General features: G+C 61.7%; 15 protein-coding genes and 1 tRNA gene. 15 read left to right on the forward strand and 1 reads right to left on the reverse strand.

The window, feature by feature from the left end; all coding sequences use genetic code 11:
- From H0V78_12980 to rpoS, 11 genes are all read left to right on the forward strand, one after another.
- Positions 1–1,910, forward strand: a 1,910-nt coding sequence (locus tag H0V78_12980; GenBank protein MBA2352653.1) for a phenylalanine--tRNA ligase subunit beta, incomplete at its 5' end; no start/stop codon positions are given.
- Between the two features lie 10 nt (positions 1,911–1,920).
- Positions 1,921–2,223 carry an integration host factor subunit alpha gene (locus tag H0V78_12985; protein ID MBA2352654.1) on the forward strand — a complete coding sequence of 101 codons (303 nt, stop codon included), beginning with the start codon at positions 1,921–1,923 and terminating at the stop codon, positions 2,221–2,223.
- Positions 2,207–2,569, forward strand: coding sequence for a MerR family transcriptional regulator (locus H0V78_12990; protein MBA2352655.1), 363 nt, complete (start codon positions 2,207–2,209; stop codon positions 2,567–2,569). Before H0V78_12985 ends, H0V78_12990 begins: the two co-directional genes overlap by 17 nt.
- A gap of 28 nt (positions 2,570–2,597) precedes the next feature.
- A tRNA-Pro gene (locus H0V78_12995) sits at positions 2,598–2,674 on the forward strand.
- A gap of 284 nt (positions 2,675–2,958) precedes the next feature.
- A complete protein-coding gene (gene recC, locus H0V78_13000) occupies positions 2,959–6,225 on the forward strand; it encodes an exodeoxyribonuclease V subunit gamma (protein MBA2352656.1) in 3,267 nt (1,088 codons plus the stop codon).
- A gap of 16 nt (positions 6,226–6,241) precedes the next feature.
- Complete coding sequence (gene recB / locus H0V78_13005; protein ID MBA2352657.1) at positions 6,242–10,009, forward strand: exodeoxyribonuclease V subunit beta; 3,768 nt, start codon at positions 6,242–6,244, stop codon at positions 10,007–10,009.
- A gap of 32 nt (positions 10,010–10,041) precedes the next feature.
- Positions 10,042–12,006, forward strand: coding sequence for an exodeoxyribonuclease V subunit alpha (gene recD, locus H0V78_13010; protein MBA2352658.1), 1,965 nt, complete (start codon positions 10,042–10,044; stop codon positions 12,004–12,006).
- 176 nt (positions 12,007–12,182) lie between these two features.
- Positions 12,183–12,935, forward strand: a complete 753-nt coding sequence (gene surE / locus H0V78_13015) for a 5'/3'-nucleotidase SurE (GenBank protein ID MBA2352659.1) — start codon at positions 12,183–12,185, stop codon at positions 12,933–12,935.
- Between the two features lie 242 nt (positions 12,936–13,177).
- Positions 13,178–13,834, forward strand: coding sequence for a protein-L-isoaspartate(D-aspartate) O-methyltransferase (locus H0V78_13020; protein ID MBA2352660.1), 657 nt, complete (start codon positions 13,178–13,180; stop codon positions 13,832–13,834).
- 45 nt (positions 13,835–13,879) lie between these two features.
- Positions 13,880–14,983, forward strand: coding sequence for a peptidoglycan DD-metalloendopeptidase family protein (locus H0V78_13025; protein MBA2352661.1), 1,104 nt, complete (start codon positions 13,880–13,882; stop codon positions 14,981–14,983).
- Positions 14,984–15,051: 68 nt separating this feature from the next.
- Entirely contained in the window at positions 15,052–15,897 is an 846-nt protein-coding gene (rpoS, locus tag H0V78_13030) for an RNA polymerase sigma factor RpoS (GenBank protein MBA2352662.1), read from the forward strand.
- Positions 15,898–16,065: 168 nt separating this feature from the next.
- Here the strand turns inward: rpoS and msrA are convergent, their stop codons facing one another.
- Positions 16,066–16,704, reverse strand: a complete 639-nt coding sequence (gene msrA, locus H0V78_13035; GenBank protein ID MBA2352663.1) for a peptide-methionine (S)-S-oxide reductase MsrA — start codon at positions 16,702–16,704, stop codon at positions 16,066–16,068.
- Between the two features lie 356 nt (positions 16,705–17,060).
- On the opposite strand from msrA, the gene H0V78_13040 reads away from it, so the two are divergent.
- From H0V78_13040 to eutC, 4 genes are all read left to right on the forward strand, one after another.
- Positions 17,061–18,026, forward strand: coding sequence for a TIGR02587 family membrane protein (locus H0V78_13040; protein ID MBA2352664.1), 966 nt, complete (start codon positions 17,061–17,063; stop codon positions 18,024–18,026).
- On the forward strand, positions 18,019–18,402 hold the full coding sequence (locus tag H0V78_13045; GenBank protein ID MBA2352665.1) for a hypothetical protein: 384 nt from the start codon (positions 18,019–18,021) through the stop codon (positions 18,400–18,402). The genes H0V78_13040 and H0V78_13045 overlap by 8 nt, the downstream gene beginning before the upstream one ends.
- 61 nt (positions 18,403–18,463) lie before the next feature.
- On the forward strand, positions 18,464–19,855 hold the full coding sequence (locus H0V78_13050; GenBank protein ID MBA2352666.1) for an ethanolamine ammonia-lyase subunit EutB: 1,392 nt from the start codon (positions 18,464–18,466) through the stop codon (positions 19,853–19,855).
- Between the two features lies 1 nt (position 19,856).
- Positions 19,857–20,586: ethanolamine ammonia-lyase subunit EutC (gene eutC, locus H0V78_13055; GenBank protein ID MBA2352667.1), on the forward strand; the 730-nt coding region annotated here is incomplete at its 3' end.

The raw sequence follows: 20,586 nt of genomic DNA on the forward strand, positions 1-20,586 counted from the left end.
ATAACGAACTCGACGATTCGATCTTCACCCTGAAGCTGACGCCGAATCGCGCCGATTGCCTGAGCCTGATTGGGGTCGCGCGCGATGTTGCCGCAATCACCACGACCAGTCTTTATCTCGCCCATGGCGCCGTGGTTGCGCCGCAAATCGCGGATGTCCTGAACGTAAAAGCTGAAGCCGATGCGTGCCCGCGCTACTGCGGGCGTATCGTTCGCGCCATCGATATGCGTGCGCCGACGCCGGCGTGGATGCTGCGGCGCTTAGAACGCAGCGGCATTCGCGGCATCAACGCCGTGGTCGACGTTATGAACTATGTGATGCTCGAACTGGGTCAACCCATGCATGCTTTCGATCTCGCGCGCATCGATCGCGGCATCGCGGTCCGCTACGCCGGCGCAGGCGAAACGCTCGCCCTCCTGAACGGCCAGACCGTGGCCCTGACGTCCGACATGCTCGTGATCGCCGATGCGTCGAAGCCATTGGCGCTCGCCGGGATCATGGGCGGCGCCGATAGCGCGGTGTCGGGCACGACCGCCGATGTTTTCCTCGAAAGCGCTTTTTTCAACCCGCAGGCGATCGCCGGTAGAACGCGCCGTCTCGGGTTCGCCACCGATTCGGCGCATCGCTTCGAACGCGGCGTTGATTTCGCCGCCACCGGCGCCGCCCTCGAACGCGCGACGCAACTGCTGATCGACGTTTGCGGCGGCAAGCCGGGGCCGGTGTCCGCAGCGAGCGGCAATCTGCCGCGCCGCGATCCAGTCAGGCTGCGCGCCGGGCGCGTCGAGCGCGTGCTGGGCGTTCCATTTCCGGCGCGCAAGATATCGCCGCTGCTGCGCAGATTGCATTTGAGTTTCGTCGAACACGACGGCGAGTTTCATGTGACGCCGCACAGCTACCGTTTCGATCTCGAGCGCGAAGAAGACCTGATCGAGGAAATCGCCCGCATCCATGGCTACGATCGGTTGCCGGCAAACAAGCCGCACAGCGAGTTGACAATGCTGCCGGTGCCGGAAGCCGTGCGTGGCGTGGATGGTTTGAAGGCACAACTGGTTGCGCGCGAATATCACGAAATCGTCAGTTACAGTTTTGTCGACCAGGCAACGGAATCGGACATTGCCGGCAATCCCGAACCCATCGCACTCAAGAATCCGATCGCGAACCATATGAGCGTGATGCGCAGCAGTTTGCTCGGCGGCCTGCTCGAAGCGTTACGCTACAACCTGAACCGTCAGCAGGCGCGCATCCGGATTTTCGAAATCGGCCGCTGCTTCATCCGTGATGCCGATGGCATAGAACAGCCGGAGCGTGTGGCCGGCCTGTGTTATGGCGCCGTGTTTCCCGAACAATGGGGGGCGGAAGCGCGCGCCGTGGATATTTTTGACGTCAAGGCCGATCTCGCCGCGCTGTGCGCGCCGTTGCCGCTGCGAACCGAAGTCGCGCAGCGCGACGCATTCCATCCCGGCCGCTGCGCCCGTGTTTTCATCGACGATAGGTTCTCCGGCTGGCTCGGCGCCCTGCACCCAAAGTGGCAACAAAAATACGGATTGCCGCAGGCTCCGGTTTTGTTCGAGCTCGAATGCGCGGCGCTGGCTTCGACACCGTTGCCCAAGCATCTGGAAGTGTCGAAGTTTCCGATCGTGCGGCGCGATCTGGCGCTGCTTGTGGACGAGAAAGAGTCTGCCCAAATCGTGATTGAGCGTCTTCGGCAAGTCGCGCGCGGCAAGACGGTCGAGTTTGAGTTATTTGATGTGTATTGCGGCCAAGGCGTTGAATCCGGTAAAAAAAGTCTTGCATTCCGCATATTATTACAAGATACTCAAAAGACCCAGATAGATGCCGAAGTCGACGCTTTTATCGCGGAGATACTTGAAGTGACAGGGAAGAAGTTCGGCTATAAATTGCGGATATAGAAGGATAACAATGACTCTAACGAAAGCAGAGCTCGCAGAACTGCTGTTTCAGAAAGTCGGTTTCAACAAGCGCGAAGCAAAGGACATGGTGGAATCGTTTTTTGAAGAGGTGCGCGCGGCGCTCGAAGAGGGGGAGGTTGTCAAGCTTTCGGGGTTCGGTAATTTCCAGTTGCGCAACAAGCCGCAGCGCCCGGGCCGTAATCCGAAAACGGGCGAAGAGATTCCGATAACGGCGCGCCGGGTAGTGACTTTCCATGCCAGCCAGAAGCTGAAGGCGATGGTCGACAAGAGCTACCATGGAAACGAATCTTAAAGAGGTATTGCCGCCGATACCGGAAAAACGCTACTTCACGATAGGCGAAGTCGGCGAACTGTGTGGCGTAAAGCCGCACGTATTGCGCTACTGGGAACAGGAATTCGCGCAACTGAAGCCGGTCAAGCGGCGCGGTAATCGGCGCTATTACCAGCACCATGAAGTGCTTCTGATCCGGCGCATACGCGAACTCTTGTACGAACAGGGATTCACGATCAACGGCGCGCGTCATCGTCTCGAGGAATCCGAATCGAAGGCTACAAAAAATGCGGCTTCCAAAAATCTGGGAATCCCGGAAATCCGCGCGCAAATCCAGAGCGTCATCGATCTGCTGCATCAGGAGTAAGGTTTTGGTCTGATATAATTTGCGCGGTCGGGGCGTAGCGCAGCCTGGTAGCGTACCTGCATGGGGTGCAGGTGGTCGGAGGTTCGAATCCTCTCGCCCCGACCAGTTGTCTATCCGGCGTTCGTTCGATTCCGCCTGGTTTATTGCGCGGGCGTTACCGCACTCATCCCGCAGTCATCCACACATTCTTTACGCGCTCGACTCTCGTTCACCGCTGTCGTTCACGGGCGGTCTTCTCGCCGGTTTCCCGTTCTTTCCGGGTCGCGCCTTGTCATCTTGCAATGTGCCCGCGTATCGACAGGCTGTCGCCGTTTCAGCGTTTATTCGTCGCTGTTCCGGGCCGCTTCGATCGGTAAACAACCCGCGCCGCTGCCGCCGCAAATCGGATAATGCTTAAGCTGGTTCAAAGCAATCGGCTCGAAGTTCTCGCCGACAGCATGCTTGCAGCCTGGCCGCCGCCGGCGATTGTCGATCTGCGGCCGCGGACGATCATCGTGCCCAGCGCGGCTATCGCGCGCTGGCTCAAATACGCAATCGCCGATCGCCTGGGGATTTGCTGCAACGTCGATTTCCCTTATCCGGCGCAGTTCATCTGGCGCACGTTCGCCGAAGTGCTGCCCGAGATTCCCGAAACGTCGCCGTTCGATGTCGGCAGCATGGCGTGGCGTTTGTATGAGCGGTTCGGCGATCTCGCGGATCGCGCGCTGGCGCCGTTGCACGCTTATCTTGCGCGCGTCGATGCACGCGGGCGCATGGATCTCGCCCGTCGCGTGGCCGGCTTGTTCGATCAATATCTGGTGTTGCGGCCCGATTGGCTGCAAGCCTGGCGCGAAAGTCGGCTGATGGGCCTGGCTCCGCCGGCAACCGAACGCTGGCAAGCGCAATTGTGGCGCGATTTATTGAAGGGCGTTGCGGGCCTCGAGCAGCACCCGAAGGAAGCAGTGTTCGCCGAACTCGCCCGACTCCAGGCGGATGGAGCCGACTTGTCGGCCATCTTGCCGGCGCGCATAGACGTGTTCGGCGTACCGCTGTTGCCGCCGCTGTACTGCGAAATTTTTTTGCGCCTGTCGCACTTTACCGAGCTTGTGTTTTTCACGCTGAATCCATGCCGCGAATATTGGGCCGATATCGTTTCGGAACGCGATCTCGCCCGCATGGCGCTGAAGGATCGAAGCAAAGCCGAGTTTCGCGAAACCGGGCATCCGCTGCTTGCATCGCTCGGCCGGCAACGACGCGACAATCTCGCCTTGCTGGTCGCGCTGAGCGGTGAAGAAGGGGTCGACGAGCAGGATGCGTTCGTCGCGCCCGAGGGCGCCACGCTGCTGCATCGCTTGCAGCGCTCGATACTCGATCTCGACAACCTGACAGCCGGTTCCGGCGCTGATCTTTGCGATGGGTCGATCCGCATTCACGTCTGCCATAGCCTGACCCGGCAGCTCGAAGTGCTGCACGACCAACTCCTCGATCGCTTCGCAGCGTGCAGCGATTTGCGCCCGGCCGACGTCGTCGTGATGGCGCCCGACCTCGACGCCGCCGCGCCGATTATCGATGCCGTGTTCGGCGCCGCGCCAGCGCGCCGTTTCATACCTTACTCGATCAGCGGACGCCGGCGCGCCGACACGACACCGCTGCTGCACGCATTTGCCACCATGCTAACATTTGGCGCTCACCGTTTCGATGCCGCTACCGTAGTCGGGCTGCTGCAAACGCCAGCCATCGCGCGGCGCTTCGGTTTCAGCGAATCCGATCTGGAACAAATCAGCGGTTGGCTGCGTGAGACGGGAGTGCGCTGGGGGCTCGATGCGTGGCATCGGCAAGCTCACGGTCTGCCCGCCGAAACCAGGCACACCTGGGCTGACGGGATCAGCCGACTCTTGCTCGGCTACGCGCTGCCTGGCGAGGGCATGCGCACGTTCGCCGGTCTACTGCCTTGCGACGATGTTGAAGGCAATTCCGCTTTGGCGCTCGGCCGGCTCGCGCGCGCCTTGTCCGAGATCAGCCGGCTCGCCAGGACGCTGCAAGCCGCCCACAGCGTTGCCGATTGGGAGCAGATTCTTTACCGCATGATCCAGACATTTTTCGCGCCGGAAGAGGCCGAGCATGCGGAGGTCGCGCATCTGCGGCACGCGATTGCCGCTGTCTCGGAAGAGGCCGCCGCGGCCGGAGTTTCGGAGGCTATCGATGTCGGCGTCATCGCCGACACGATTGCAGCCCGTCTTGCTGTCGGCGCGCCCGGCGCGGTTCCGTCAGGCGTCGTCACCTTTTGCAGCATAGAGGCGCTGCGCAGCATTCCACATCGCATCGTCTGCCTGATCGGCCTCGACGATGGCGCATTTCCGCGCAATGCCGCGCCGCTGGAATTCGATTTGATGACGGCGCTGCCGCGTCTCGGCGACCGCGCGCGGCGCGATGACGATCGCGGTTGTTTCCTCGATGCGCTGCTCGCCGCGCGCGATGTTTTCTATCTCAGCTATAGCGGACGCAGCCTTCGCGATAACGCGCAGCTGGCGCCCTCGATCGTTGTCGGTGAGTTGCTCGATTATCTCGGCCGCGGCTTTCCCGGCGGTCGCGACGCCGCCATGCGGGTGCTGGTTGTCGAACACCCGTTGCAGCCGTTCAGCGAGCGTTATTTCGAAGGCGGGCAACTCTTTTCGTACGCGGGCGAATACCTGGCGGCGGCGCGCACCGCGTCCGACCCGATCGCGGAAAAACGGGTGCTGCGCGGCGTGTTCGATGGCGCGCTGCCTACGCCCGGAGACGAGTGGCGCCGCGTCGATCTCGAACAATTGATACGTTTCTTCAATCATCCGGTGAAATTCCTGCTGCGAGAACGCCTGCGCATTGAGCTCGGCGACGCTGACGACGAGTTGCCCGCAGCCGAACCTTTTGTGCTGGAACGGCAGGCGAACTGGAAGCTGAGCGCGCGTCTGCTCGCCATGAGCCGCCAGGGCTACGCCGCCGACGATATTGCGCGCGCAGCCGCGGCCGGTGCGGAGCTGCCGCACGCCTTCGTCGGGTCGGTCGCATCCAGGCGGCAGCGCGAGCAAATCGCGCAGTTTGCGGTGCTGCTTGAACGCCTGGAGCCGACCGACCGGCACGCGCCGCTATCGTTCGAATTCGCTGCTGCCGGCATAACCGTGACCGGCGTTCTCGACGGGCTCAGCGCCAGCGGGCTGTTCGGTTTCCGCCTCGCTAAACGCGGTATATTCGATTTGTTCAATGCCTGGTTGCACCACCTCGTGCTCAACCTCGTCAAGCCGCCAGGTGCCGCGGCAATCACACATTGGCTGACGCAGGATGTGCTGCTGACGTTCGCGCCGGTCGCCGATGCCAAAGTACTGCTCGACGCGCTGCTCGAACTCTACTGGCGCGGGTTGCAATTGCCGTTGCTCTTCCTGCCGCGCAGCGCGCTGGCTTTGCTCGAAGACAAACCTGCCGCCGCGCAGAAGAAGTGGAATTCGGATCGGAGGTATTCGGAAAACAGCGATCCATGGTACCGCTTGCTCTTCGGCGAGATGCGCGCTGACCTGCCGGAAGAATTCGAAGAGCTGGCAAGGCAGATCCTCGGTCCGCTGCTGCAGCATCTGGAGGAGACGGAAATCGCAACGCTGCTGGTACCCGCGCCGCCCGCACCTGCTCTAACGAGCATCGCTTGAGCGCCGCCGCGAACGCATGAGCGCAGCCGCACAAAGCATGGCACTGACGGCGCCGCTCGAATCCAGCAGTCTGATCGAGGCGAGCGCCGGCACCGGCAAGACATGGACGCTGTCTGGCTTGTTCGTGCGCCTGATCGTCGAGAAAGGCCTGCCCGTCGAAGGCGTTCTTGCCGTTACGTTTACGCGCGCCGCGACAGCGGAATTGCGCGACCGGATTCGCCGCAAGCTGCGCGACACGCTGGAAGCCCTGGACGGCGGCGTGGTCGATGACGCGTTCTGCGAGCAACTCGCGCTACGCATCACAAGTGGCGCCGTCGAAGTCGATATCGCCATGGCAAAGCAACGCCTGAGCGCCGCGCTGCACGGTTTCGACGATGCCGCGATCTACACGATTCACGGTTTCTGCCAACGCGTACTTGGCGACCGCGCATTCTCCAGCGCAATGCCGTTCGACACCGAAATCGTGACCAGCGCGCAAGAGGCGATAAGCGAAATCGTCGCCGACTTCTGGCGTTCGCGCGTCGCATCGCCCGACATAACGAAACTCGATGCAGCGGGTATTTTCGCGCACGAAGTTTTCGTCAGCTGGTTGCTGGGTAAAGCTAAACCGATCACCCCGGCATCGCTCGAGGATTGGCTGCGACCGCACCTAACCCGACGCGAATTTCGCATCGACCGCAGCGATGCCGGGCAATCGATCGCACAGTTGGCGAGCTGCATCGAGCAGCGGCCGGTGCTGTTGCAACTCTGGCTGGAGCACGGCGCCGACATCATCGCCTTGCTGGAAAATCACGATGGCCTCCACCGCGGCAAATATCGCAAGACTTCCATACCTGATTGGGCGGCAAAGTTCGAAAGCTATCTGCGCGGACGCGACGACGCCCATTTGCTGCCGGAGAAGTTCGTTAAATTTACTGCAAGCGAACTGGCGCGCGCGGTGAACAAGGGCAAGCAGTCGCCCGAGCACGCGCTCTTTCGAAAGGCCGAGGACTATCAGCAGGCGATTGCGAAACTGACCGCGTGTTGCGAAGAGCACCAGCGCCAGCTGAAGCTCGATCTGCTCGATTACACGCGCTCGGAATTACGAATCCGCATGCGTGAGCGCCGCGTGCAGACCTACGACGATCTGCTGCTCAACCTGCACGAAGCGCTGCAGGGGGCTGGCGGTGATGATCTCGCAACCGCGCTGCGGCTGCGCTATCCGGCGGCGTTGATCGATGAATTCCAGGATACCGATCCACTGCAATTCGCCATTTTCGAGCGCATCTACGACGGCGCGTCCGAGGCAGCGCTGTTTCTGGTCGGCGATCCAAAACAGGCGATATACAGTTTTCGCGGCGCCGACCTGTTCACTTATCTGAAAGCCGGCACGCGCTGTCACAGGCATGCGCTGACCGAAAGCCAGCGCTCGGCGCCGTCGCTCGTGCAAGCGCTGAATGCGGTTTTCGGCGCAAGCAGCAATCCGTTTCGTTTCCAGCAAATCGCCTACAGCGAAATTCATGCGGCTGCCCGTGACCGTGCCGTCCTTTACGACGATTCGGAAGAAGCTGGCGCCGCGGACAGTCCGTCCGATACGGCAGGCGCGGCAGAGAGAAGAAAGAGCGGCGACAGCGCTCCTCTGCGCGTGTTTTTATGCGGTTCCGCCGCGGATGGACGGGCGTGCACGAAGGGTGATGCGACAAGCTGGGCGACGAAGACGGCAGCCGCCGAGATTGCCCGTTTGCTCAACGCCGCGCAACGCGGCGCGGTCCGTCTCGGCGCGCGGCCACTGGTCGCGGGTGATATCGCGGTGCTCGTCAACAGCCACCGTCAGGGGACGATGGTGCGCCATGCGCTGAACGAACTCGGCATTGCCTGTGCCGATTATGCAAATCACAGCGTGTTCGCGTCCGACGAGGCCGAGCAGCTCGAGCGATTGTTGCTTGCCGTACAAAAGCCGCAGCGCGAAAACGCCGTCCGCGCCGCTCTGACCTCCGACCTGTTCGGTTATTCGGCGGCCTGGATCGCGCATCTCAAAGACAACCAACAGCAATGGGACGCGCGCCTGAATGATTTCGTGCGTTATCACGACGCCTGGAATCAGGACGGCTTCATGCGCATGTTTCGCCGCCTCATCAACGAGCAGCACGTGACTGCGCGGCTGGCCGGCTTTGCCGATGGTGAACGGCGGCTCACCAATCTGTTTCACCTCGCCGAACTACTGCACGGGCAATCCGATCGGCTGCACGGCATGCCGGCGCATATCGCCTGGTTGGCGGGCAAGCGGCGCAAGGCGGACAGCGACGACAGCGAAGACGCCCAGTTGCGCCTGGAAAGCGACGAAAACCTCGTGCAGATCGTCACCATCCATCGCAGCAAAGGCCTCGAATACGCGGTCACATTCGCGCCATTCCTGTGGGACGCCAAAAAAGAAAGCCATATCGACCAGGCGGTGTTCTACCACGACCCCGACGACGGCTATCGCGCCGCGCTGGACTTTGTTTCGGAACGGCGCGCTATCGCGCTTCGCTGCGAGCGCGACGAGGAACTGGCGGAAAAAATCCGGCTCGCTTATGTCGCGTTGACGCGAGCCAAAAACCGCTGCTATCTGTTTTGGGGGCGCATCAAGCAAGCCGAATGTTCGCCGCTGGCCTGGCTGCTGCACGATATCGACGGCCACGATATCGATGACCGCAGTATCAGTGGTGATGTGCCACGCGCGTTGCCGGGCGATCGCGCAATCCGCAATCGCATCGAGGCGATTGCGGCGCAGGCAAAGGGCGCGATTCGCATCGTCGAACCGTGCGCACCGGCGCGCCTGGCCGAACCTTCGCAACCGGATGCGCTCGTGCTCGCGGCGCGTGAACTGCTGCAGCCTGTGCCGCAGCCGTGGCGCCTTGCCAGCTTCTCATCATTGCGTCGGGCCGCTAGTAACGACGAACGCGAGGAATGGCGCGCGGAGACGCCCGACCACGATCAAGCCGCCGCAATCGGACCGGCACAGGGAATGCAGAAACCCGCGCTGGTCGAGGCTGGCGGCGATCGCTTTACCTTTCCACGCGGGGCCGCGGCCGGCGATTGTCTGCACAGTATTCTCGAACAGATCGATTTCTCAGCGCCGGCCGCGGATTGGCGGCCGGTTATCAGCACGGCATTGCGCCGCGCCGGTTACCGCGAGACCTGGGTGCCCGAGCTATCGGCGTGGCTAAGCATCGTGTTGCGCACGCCGCTGATAATCGCCAACGGCGGCGCAGGGTTGACGCTGGCTTCTTTGCAGCGCCGAGCGGTTCTGAAAGAGCTCGAATTTCATCTTCCGTTAAAAGGCGCGAATCCCGCTCAGCTCAGCAATCTCGCGGCACAGCACGCGATCGCGCTGCCCACCCTCGCGCGCACCGGGCTCGATGGTTATCTGAAAGGTTATGTCGATCTCGTGTTTCGCCACGAGGGCCGTTTCTTTGTTGCCGATTACAAGTCGAACTGGTTAGGCGCGACAGAAGCCGATTACGGATCAACGCAAATCGATGCGGCGATGACGCGCGAGGGTTATCACCTGCAATACCTGCTTTACTGCACTGCGCTGCATCGCTGGTTGCGGCAACGCATTGCCGATTACGACTATGAGCGACACGTGGGCGGCGTGTTCTATCTGTTTTTGCGCGGCATGCATCCGTCATGGCGCGACGCCAGTGGCGCAGCACGCGGCGTGTTCCAGCCAAGGCCGCCGCAAGCGTTGATCGAAGCGTTCGACGCCGCGCTTGACGGCAACATGAAAGCGGTCGCCGCAGTGGTCGCAAAAGCGCGATGAATGCGCGGCTCCCCCGACTTGCACCGGCAGCCATGGCCGCCGATCAGGCAGCCGATGATCTGGCGCAGGCGTTCGCGCAACTGATGCGCGATTTGCAACACGAGCTTGGCGGCGCAATCGCTGACACCGAAACAGTGGCGTTCGCCGCGTGGCATGCAAGCCGCGCTGCGAGCAGCGGACATTCGTGCATCGCTGTTCGCGACATGGCGGCTGTCGATGGCGGCGCCGACAGTGCTGGCGGGCCATGCCATCAGGCGAGTCATGCCCTGGACGCGAATGCACCGGACGCATGGCTCGCCGCGCTCGCCAGGAGCCCGGTCGTAGCACGGGCGGAAGATTGCATTTCCAGGCCGACGAGCGCGGAGGCCGGCACGCAGATGTTTCGGCCGCTGGTGCTCGATCATGGCGGGCTGCTTTATCTTTACCGGTATTGGGATTACGAAAAAAGGCTGGCCGCGCGGCTCCTCGCGCTCGATCGCGCGGCGCACCTTGGCAGCGATGAAGCGCGTGCCCAGCTTCTGCGGCAGCTTTTCGGGGAAGCGCCAGCGGCGTCCGCCGAGCGCAACGATTCGCCGGGCAGCGGCGCGCATCCGGATCAGCAGCGTATCGCCGCCGCTACCGCTCTGGCGCGACGGTTGTGCGTGATTTCCGGCGGGCCCGGAACCGGCAAGACGGCGACAGTCGTCAAGATTCTCTGCGCGTTGTTGATGCTGGCGCCCGAACTGCGCGTCGCCCTGGCCGCGCCGACGGGCAAAGCGGCGGCGCGAATGCAGGAATCGATCCGCGATCAGCTCGCCAATTCGCGCGTCCCTGACGAGGTCAGGACGCGCCTGCCGAACGAGGCGTTTACCGTGCACCGGCTGCTCGGCTATCGTCCCGGCAAAGCGCAGTTTTGGCATCATCGCGAACGGCCACTGAACTTCGATGTCGTCGTTGTCGATGAAGCTTCAATGCTCGATCTGGCGCTTGCCGCCAAGCTGCTCGATGCGCTGCCCGAGCAGGGCCGCCTGATAATGCTCGGCGACAAGGACCAGCTTGCGTCGGTCGAAACCGGCGCTGTTTTCGCCGAAATCTGCGCGGCGCGAGAATCGACCGGCGCGCCCAAAGCGTCGCACGAATCCATCGATACACCGGCGCACGATCGCGGCCTCGCGGACAGCGTGATCCGGCTCACGCACAGCTACCGATTCAGCGCCGCAGGCGCCATCGGCAAGCTCGCGCGCTGCGTCAACGACGGCGATGCCGGAGCGGCGCTTGCTTATCTCGCGGCGTCGCCTTCCGGTCTGCATTGGGAGGAAGCGGTTCCCAAGGCATCCGCGCTCGCCCGCGTCCTGATCGAAGGCTACCAAGACTATATCGATGCCTGTATCGATGCGATTCACGGCGATGCCGGGCGCGGCGAGACGGCGCCGGCTGCCGTTCTCGCCGCATTCGAGCGCTATCGCGTGCTGTGCGCCGTGCGCGAAGGCGAGCAGGGCACTGCCGAACTGAATGCCTGCATCGGCGAACGTTTTCGCGCGGCGCTGGCGCAGGATCGCGGCGCGTCGCAATGGTTTCCCGGGCGACCCGTGCTTGTCACGCGCAACGACTATGTCGTCCAGGTATTCAATGGCGACGTCGGGGTCGCCTTGCCGACGCCGGGCAATGATCTGCTCGTCCATTTCCGGACCAGCGATGGCGGCACGCGCACCGTCGCCCCGGCGCGGCTTCCCGATTGCGAAACCGCTTTTGCGATGACCATACACAAGGCGCAAGGCTCGGAATTCGATGGCATCGATATTGTCCTGCCCGTGCGCGACAATCGGCTGCTGACGCGTGAACTGCTGTATACAGCGTTGACCCGCGCCCGCACCCAAGTGCGATTGTGGGCGCCGGCTGAAGTCGTCAAGGCAGCCATAGAGCGGCGCACACAGCGCTATTCAGGCTTGGCGTCACGTCTGGGAAATCGGGTGAGCAATCGGGGTGAACAATCGGGTGAACATCGGGCGGGATGGTAAAGCGCCATGATTGCATCGATCGCTGCATCACCGCCCGCGGCGTGCCCGAGCGTCTATCGCTGATTTATACTGTCTATCCTTGTTCGGCTTCCGCGGTTCCGTGCCCCTTTGTTGAGCTTGCGTGCTTCTGGCGTTCGCGCCGCGCTTGCGTTGGCTGACCCAATCTATGCTGCCGAATGCGCATCCTGCTCAGTAACGACGACGGCTACTTCGCGCCTGGGCTCGCGATGCTGGCGGAAACGCTCGCCGAGGTCGCCGACATTACCGTGGTCGCGCCCGAGCGCGATCGCAGCGGCGCCAGCAACTCGCTGACCCTCGATCGGCCGCTGACCGTGCGCAAATCGCATAACGGGTTTCTGTTCGTCAACGGTACGCCGACCGATTGCGTTCATCTCGCCGTCACCGGCCTGCTCGACGATTTGCCGGATATGGTGATTTCCGGCATCAATCACGGCGCCAACATGGGCGACGACACCATCTATTCGGGCACCGTCGCCGCGGCGACTGAGGGTTTTCTGCTCGGCATACCGTCGTTCGCGGTGTCGCTGGTCAATGAAGGCCGCGGCAATTACCGAACGGCGGCACGCGTCGCGCTGGAAATGGTCAAACGTTTTTCCGAACGACCGCTGCAGTACGCGGCCCTGCTCAACATCAATATTCCCGATGTTGCTTATGAGGCGCTGCGGGGCATCGAAGTTGTGCGCCTCGGCAAGCGCCACAAAGCCGAGCCGGTCATCAAGACCAGGAGTCCTCGCGGTGACACCGTTTATTGGATTGGCGCCGCCGGCACAGCGCAGGACGCCGGCGAAGGCACTGATTTTTTCGCGGTTGCGCGCAATGCCGTATCGGTTACGCCGCTGCAGATGGACCTTACGCAATTCTCGCAATTGAGCGGCTTGAAACAATGGCTGGAGCCGGTCATCGTTTGAAGCGCCGCGGCGCCGCCGATTTTTTGGCGAATCTGCGCGTATGCGGCCTGCGTATATTCAGGGTATGCCCATTCGGAGCCGCCCGGCGCGCTCGGAACCAACATCACCGTACCTCAGTTGCGATCTGGCCACCCGCATTGTTCAACGCCGGGGAGGGCGCCTGGGATCTGTTTCAGTCGACGCAAAATGGCGTATATTCCGCGAACCGGCAGGGAGACGTTGTGCATAAGGCGATGACGACTATAAAGACCAACCATAACGGCATCGGCATGACATCGGAACGCACGCGCGCTCGTATGATCGAACGCTTGCGCGCAGCCGGCATCACGGATGAAACCGTGCTGGCGGCGATGGCGCAGGCGCCGCGCCATTTGTTCATCGACGAAGCGCTCGCCAGTCGCGCCTATGACGACGTGCCGCTGCCGCTAGGCTTCGGTCAGACGATTTCGAGTCCACTGATCGTCGCGCGCATGGCGCAGTTTGCACGCGCCGGAAAAAAGCTCGACAAGGTGCTCGAAATCGGCACCGGTTGTGGCTATCAGACGGCGGTGCTGGCGCGCCTGGCGGGCGCGGTTTATTCGGTCGAGCGAATCGCCGGCTTGCTGAACCAGGCGCGTCTGCGGCTGCGCAACCAGCGTATCGTCAACGTCAAGCTCAAGCACGCCGACGGAACGCTCGGCTTGCCGGATGCAGCGCCGTTCGATGCGATCATCATGGCTGCGGCGACGCGCGCGGCGCCGGCAGCCTTGTGCGAACAACTCGCGATCGGCGGCAGACTGGTTTTGCCGCGCGGCAGCAACGAACAGTTTCTGGTTGTGATCGAACGAAAAGCGCGAGGATTTACCGAAACCGTTTTCGACGCGGTCAAATTCGTTCCGCTGTTGCCGGGAACAACCTGAAATGCGGGCGCAATTTTTCGCAGCGGGTGGGCAAACAAACACGACATGAGCAATCTCCCCAAGCCGCTGTCCCAGCTTTTCGTTCGGTGGAACGGCAGGCTCGCTTTTGCGCCGCTATTCGCGGTTATATGTACAGCTTTACTGTTGACCCAGACCGGGTGTGCGCAGACGAGGCGGCCGGCGCCGGTAGTCGATCGCTTTCCGTCCGCCGGTCAGCCCGCTGCCAGGCCAAAGTCCGATCCGCAATCGGCTCTGCTGGAGAAACCCGGTTTTTACGTCGTCAAGAAAGGCGACACCCTGTATAGCGTTGCGATGGAGCACAACGTCGATTACCGCGATCTCGCCGATTGGAACAACATCGACCAGACCCAGGTCATCCGGATCGGTCAGCAGTTGCGCACCTCGCCGCCGGACGATGCGGCCGTGACCGCGCCTTTACAATCTACGCCGGCAGCCGGTTCGCCGGCAGCGAATGCGGACGCCAATCGATCGGCGCCTGTTGCACCGCAGCGCGATCCGGGAACAGCGCCCGCCATATCCGCTAACGCAGCGAGCACTGCGGTCAAGGTTCAACCGAAAGCCAGCAAACTCCCGTATTCCGATCAGGCGCTCGCCCGTCTCATGACCGAATCGCCGAACGCGAAGCCAGCGCTGGCGAACAGAGCCGAGTCGATTACGGCGAAGGCCGAGCCATCGATTGCGCCACTTCCGCCAACCCCTAAAGCGCTGGGCGAGGCTGCCGCTCCCGAGGCCGCCGCTGGGACGGACGAAGAACGCATCGACTGGGGCTGGCCCGCCGAGGGCAAGATCGTCGCCGGTTTCAGCGAAGGCGACAATCTGAAAGGTGTCGATATCGCCGGCAAGCTTGGCCAGCCTGTCATCGCCAGCGCGCCCGGGCGCGTTGTATATAGCGGCGCCGGTCTGCGCGGCTATGGCAAGCTTGTCATCATCCGCCACAACAAAACCTACTTGTCGGCCTATGCGCACAACAGCGAAATTCTGGTCAAGGAAGGGCAGTCGGTCGCGAAGGGCCAGAAGATCGCCGAGATGGGAAATTCCGACGCGGATCGGGTAAAGCTGCATTTCGAAATCCGCCGGCTAGGCAAACCCGTAGATCCTGTCAAATACCTGCCAGACGCCAAATCGTGAACGATTTTCCGGACGACGAATTGCTGCAAGCATTCGGCCTCGCGCAGGACGACGAGCCGCAGGCGGCCATGAATGCCGGCGATCCTTGCCCGGACACGATGCAGATGTATCTGAATGAAATCGGCCGCAACGCTTTGCTGTCGGCCGACGAGGAACTGCTGGTCGCGCAGCTTGCAAAGTCCGGCGATTTTTGCGCGCGTCAAAAAATGATCGAGCGCAATCTGCGGCTGGTGGTCAACATCGCCAAGCATTACCGCAACCGCGGCGTAGCGCTGCTCGATCTGATCGAGGAAGGCAATCTCGGCCTGATTCATGCACTGGAAAAATTCGATCCTGCGCGCGGCTTCCGCTTTTCGACTTATGCGTCGTGGTGGATACGCCAGAATATCGAGCGCGCCATCATGGCGCAATCGCGCACCATCCGGCTGCCGGTCCACGTCATCAAGGAGCTGAACACTATTCTGCGCGCGCGACGAGGGCTCGAAACCAGATCGGATCGCGAGCCGAGCGCTCAGGAAATCGCGCGCGAACTGGGTTGCGCCGCGGCTGATGTGCGGCAGCTGCTCGGATTGAACGAGCGCATGATGTCGCTCGATTCGCCGCTCGATGTTGAATCCGCGATGTCGGTCGGCGATTCGATACCAGACGACAATGCGGCGAGGCCGGATACGCAGCTCGAGCAAAGCCAGATGGAAACCTACGTCGCCAACTGGCTGAATCAACTTTCCGACAAGCAGCGCGGCGTGATCGAGCGCCGCTATGGCCTGAACGGCTGCGAAATCTGCACGCTTGAGCAGCTCGCCGAATATCTGAGCGTGACGCGCGAGCGCGTACGCCAGATCCAGATGGAAGCGCTAGCCAGCCTGCGGCGGATTTTGAAGCGCAACGGCTTGTCGCGCGACGCGCTGCTGTAGCCGCCGGTCGAGCGCCGTTGCTGACGAGGCGGTTGAGCTGCGTCCAGGCCTGGACCGGGATTCTGCAAAGCTTCTGCATTCCCGCGGCTGCATTGGGAGCCAAGGCTACGCTCCCGAGAATCGCTGTCCGTGTTGCTCGTCTTCGCAAACGAGCTCTTGGTTTTCGCGCTACGAGACGGGTTTACCCCACAACTCTTCGAGCCTCTGATCGCGCCCGCAGCTAAAGCGATAGTATTTATAGCGTAGCGGATTCTTGATGTAGTAATCCTGATGATAATCCTCGGCCGGGTAGAATTCAGTTACCGGGGCGATTTCAGTCACGATCGGTTTCTTGAATTTTTCCGATTTTTCCAGCGCCTGTTTCGATTCCCCGGCGAGCCGCTTTTGTTCCTCGCCATGGAAAAAAATCGCGGTCCGGTACTGGCTGCCGTGATCGCAGAACTGCGCGTTCGCGGTCAGCGGATCGACGTTGCGCCAGAATACATCGAGCAACTTTTCGTAGCCGATTTTCTTCGGGTCGTAAACGATTTGCACGGCTTCGGCATGCCCGGTCCGCCCGCTCGATGTCGATTCGTAGGTCGGGTTCCTGGTTTGGCCGCCGGTGTAGCCTGATGTCGTCGAGACTACGCCGTCGAGCTTGTCGAACGGCGGTTCCATACACCAGAAACAACCGCCGGCGAAGGTTGCCCTGGCCAGGCCGTCTGGCGACGCCGGGTTCTGGTTTCCGCCCTGCGCCGGCGCCAGCATCAGCGCCGACCAAAATCCGGCAAGCGCTACGAGGGCGACGAATATTTTCGTTCTCATCATTTCTCCAGTTAGTTGGAAGCGTAAGACCGTGTTGTGCGTGCGGCGTTTGCGTCAGGAGTAGCAAAAGCCGTGATTCCAATAGTCGCCGCGGCAGGCGCGAACATACACTTCATGCTCAAGGCGCCTCGCTGCCGCCTATAATCTGTTAGATCATCCCAGAGGTTCGGCCGATGCTTCCAACAAATCCAATGCGCCTTTCGGGATCGCCTTACATGAAGCGCATCGGTGATCTTGAAATACTGAAAGATTTGCCGCATCGCCACGCGAGTGGCTGGTCGGGCGCCGCACATAAGCGGTGCTGGAAACCCGGCGGCAGCATCACGGTCGTGCCTGACAGAAAATCGTAACGTTGCGCTTTGAGCCACCCCAGCTTCCACAGCAGCAACCTCTCGATCGCGCAATCGCTGCGCGAATATGGCCGCGGCATTGCCGGCGGGCTGCTGGTCAGCCTGCCTTTGCTGTATACCCAGGAAATGTGGCACGCCGGATTCAGCTGGCACCCAGCGAAGCTGATTCTCTATGTCGCCGCCACGTTTGTGTTGCTGCTCGGTTATAACCGCTATGCCGGCCTGCACGGCGATGCGACCTTCGCCGAAATCGCTATCGATTCGGTCGAGGAAATGGGCCTGGGTGTGCTGATCGCGGCATTGATCCTGTGGCTGATCGGCCGCATTACGCTGGACAGCGAGATCTTCGAAGCGACAGGGCAGGTGGTGATGCAGGCCATGCAGGTCGCAATCGGTGTTTCGATCGGCACGGCGCAACTCGGCGGCGGTAGCTTGCAAGCCAGGCGGGATGGCGGGCGCGCTGGAAAAAGCGAAGACGGCAAGGAAAACGTCCAGAAAAAAGGCGAGGCGCAGGGCGAGAAACGGGATCCGGCCAGCGCAGCCGAAACGCCGTTGCGCGAACGCCAGGTTGCTCCCGGTTTTCGCGCGCAGGTGGTGATCGCGACTTGTGGGGCAGTCCTGATTGCCGGTAACGTCGCGCCGACGGACGAAATCATGATCATCGCGATCGCGAGTTCGCCGTGGCGCATTCTGGGGCTGGCCGCGCTGTCGGTTGCGATCGCAACAAGCATCCTGTATTTCAGCGAATTTCGCGGCTCGAAACATTTGAGCAGCGATCGAACTTGGTTGAGTATTACAACCGGCGCAGTGTTGACCTACGCGATTGCTCTTGCGACTTCGGCAGCCATACTGTGGTTTTTCGACCGTTTCGAACATAACGCGATAGGCATCTGTATCGCCCAGACCGTGGTGCTCGCCGTCGCCGCCAGTCTCGGCGCATCGGCCGGCCGTCTGCTGCTGCTGCAACATGAATAAGCCGCCGAAAAACTGGCTCGAATGGAGTGTGTTCGCGCTCGGCCTTGTGCTCGTTGCCGGCATTCTGGGTTATCTGGTGCGGGACGCATTGACGCTCGAAAGAAGGCCGCCGATCATCAGCACCGAAACCGGCGCGCCGCGCCAGCAGGCGGGAAGCTATGTGGTGCCGGTCACGGTGGCCAACGACGGCGGTCAGACCGCCGAGCGCGTTCAAATCGAAGTCCAGGTCTTCGTCGCCGGCTTGCTGCTCGAAACCGCGATGTTCGAACTCGATTTCCTGCCGAGCCGATCGAAGCGCGAGGCGTGGGTGAGCTTTGTCAACGATCCGAGCAGGAACGTGATGAGGGCGCGCGTCGTCGCTTATCAGAAGCCTTAGCTGTCGCGGCCCGACCCGGCGCCGCTTGTGAACCGCGGCAACGAATGCGTGCCGAATTGAAATCATGTATGCGGAAACAATAGGCGTCGCGCGCTACGTATTTCCCGACCTCGTCACGCTGCTGGCGAAGGCGTCGCCGGCGCGGTCGGGAGACGAGTTGGCCGGCATCGCCGCGGCCCATGCCGAAGAGCGCGCGGCAGCGCGGCTGGCGCTGGCAGCCGTTCCGTTGAAAACGTTCCTGCATGCCGCGCTGATCCCGTACGAAGCTGACGAAATCACGCGCCTGATCATCGATGAGCACGATGCCGCGGCGTTCGCTGAAATTGTCCATCTGACGGTCGGCGACTTTCGCGACTGGCTTTTGTCGGATGCTGTCGATCACGCGACATTGACGCGAATTGCGCCCGGGATCACGCCGGAAATGGCGGCGGCCGTGTCCAAGCTGATGCGCAATCAGGATCTGATTTTGATTGCGCGTAAATGCCGCGTCGTCACGCGCTTTCGCAACACGATCGGTTTGCCCGGGAGGCTCTCGGTCCGGCTGCAGCCGAATCATCCGACCGATGACCCGAAAGGCATCGCAGCATCGATGCTCGACGGCCTGCTGTACGGCTGCGGCGATGCAGTCATAGGGATCAATCCGGCCAGTGACAGCATCGCCGCCATCGTCGATCTGCTGAAGATGATCGATGAGGTGCGCTGCCGTTACGAGATACCGACGCAATCCTGCGTGCTGACTCACGTCACCAACCAGATCGCGGCCATCGAACGCGGGGCGCCGGTCGATCTTGTGTTTCAGTCGATTGCGGGAACGGAAGCCGCGAATAAAAGTTTCGGCATCGATTTGAATCTGCTGCGCGAAGCGCATGACGCCGCGCAATCGCTCGCCCGCGGCACCATTGGCGACAACGTCATGTATTTCGAAACCGGGCAGGGCAGCGCGCTGTCGGCCAATGCGCATCACGGCGTCGACCAGCAAACTTGCGAGGCGCGCGCCTATGCGGTCGCGCGTAAATTCAAACCGCTGCTCAGCAATACCGTGGTCGGCTTCATCGGCCCCGAGTATTTGTACGACGGCAAACAGATCACGCGCGCCGGTCTCGAAGATCATTTCTGCGGCAAGCTGCTCGGCTTGCCGATCGGCTGTGACGTCTGCTACACGAATCACGCCGATGCCGATCAGAACGATATGGACAATTTGCTGACCCTGCTTGGCGCGGCCGGCGTGACCTTCATCATGGGCGTGCCCGGTGCCGACGACATCATGCTGAATTACCAGAGCACATCGTTTCACGACGCACTGTATTTGCGTGCTTTGTTCGGCCTCAAGCGCGCGCCGGAATTCGAGGCGTGGCTGGAAAAAATGCAGGTCACGGATGGGTACGGCGCGCTGAGTCTGCCTTCGATCAAAACGCCGTTGATGAAATCGGTGGCGCGGCTGGCCGGCGGCTGACATGCAGGATAAATCGCCCGAGATCGTCGCAGTCGTTCGCGATGCCTTGGATATTCAAGCGCCGGTCATCGAAGATCCCTGGCATCAGCTCCGGCGATTTACCGACGCGCGCATCGCGCTCGGCCGTACCGGCAACAGTCTGCCGACGGCCGAAGTGCTGCGCTTCGGCGTCGCCCATGCGCAGGCGCAAACCGCGGTTCATATTTCGTTCGATGTCGAGGCGCTGACGCACGACGTTGCGCAATTCGGACTGGGCGCCATATGCGTTGCCAGCGCTGCGGTGGATCGCAAAATCTATTTGAAGCGCCCCGATCTCGGCCGCAAGCTCAACGACGAATCGCGCGCCGCGCTTGCCGATCTCGATAGTGCCGCTGGCTTTGATATGACATTGGTACTAGGCGACGGCTTGTCGCCGCTGGCATTGCACAAGCACGCAATGCCGTTACTGGCAGCCCTGCTACCGCTGCTGGAGGATTGGAAGCTTGCGCCGATCGTAATCGCAAGCCAGGCTCGCGTTGCGCTGGCTGATGAAATCGGGCAGGCATTGCGCAGCCGCATGGTGGCGATCCTGATCGGTGAACGTCCCGGCTTGAGTTCGCCCGATAGCATGGGAATCTACCTGACCTACGAGCCGCGCGTCGGCCGCGTCGATGCCGAACGCAACTGCATTTCGAATATTCGCGGCGGCGGATTGAGCTACGCCGAAGCGGCCAACAAGTTGAACTATTTGA

Source organism: Burkholderiales bacterium, assembly GCA_013695435.1.
GTDB lineage: Bacteria > Pseudomonadota > Gammaproteobacteria > Burkholderiales > JACMKV01 > JACMKV01.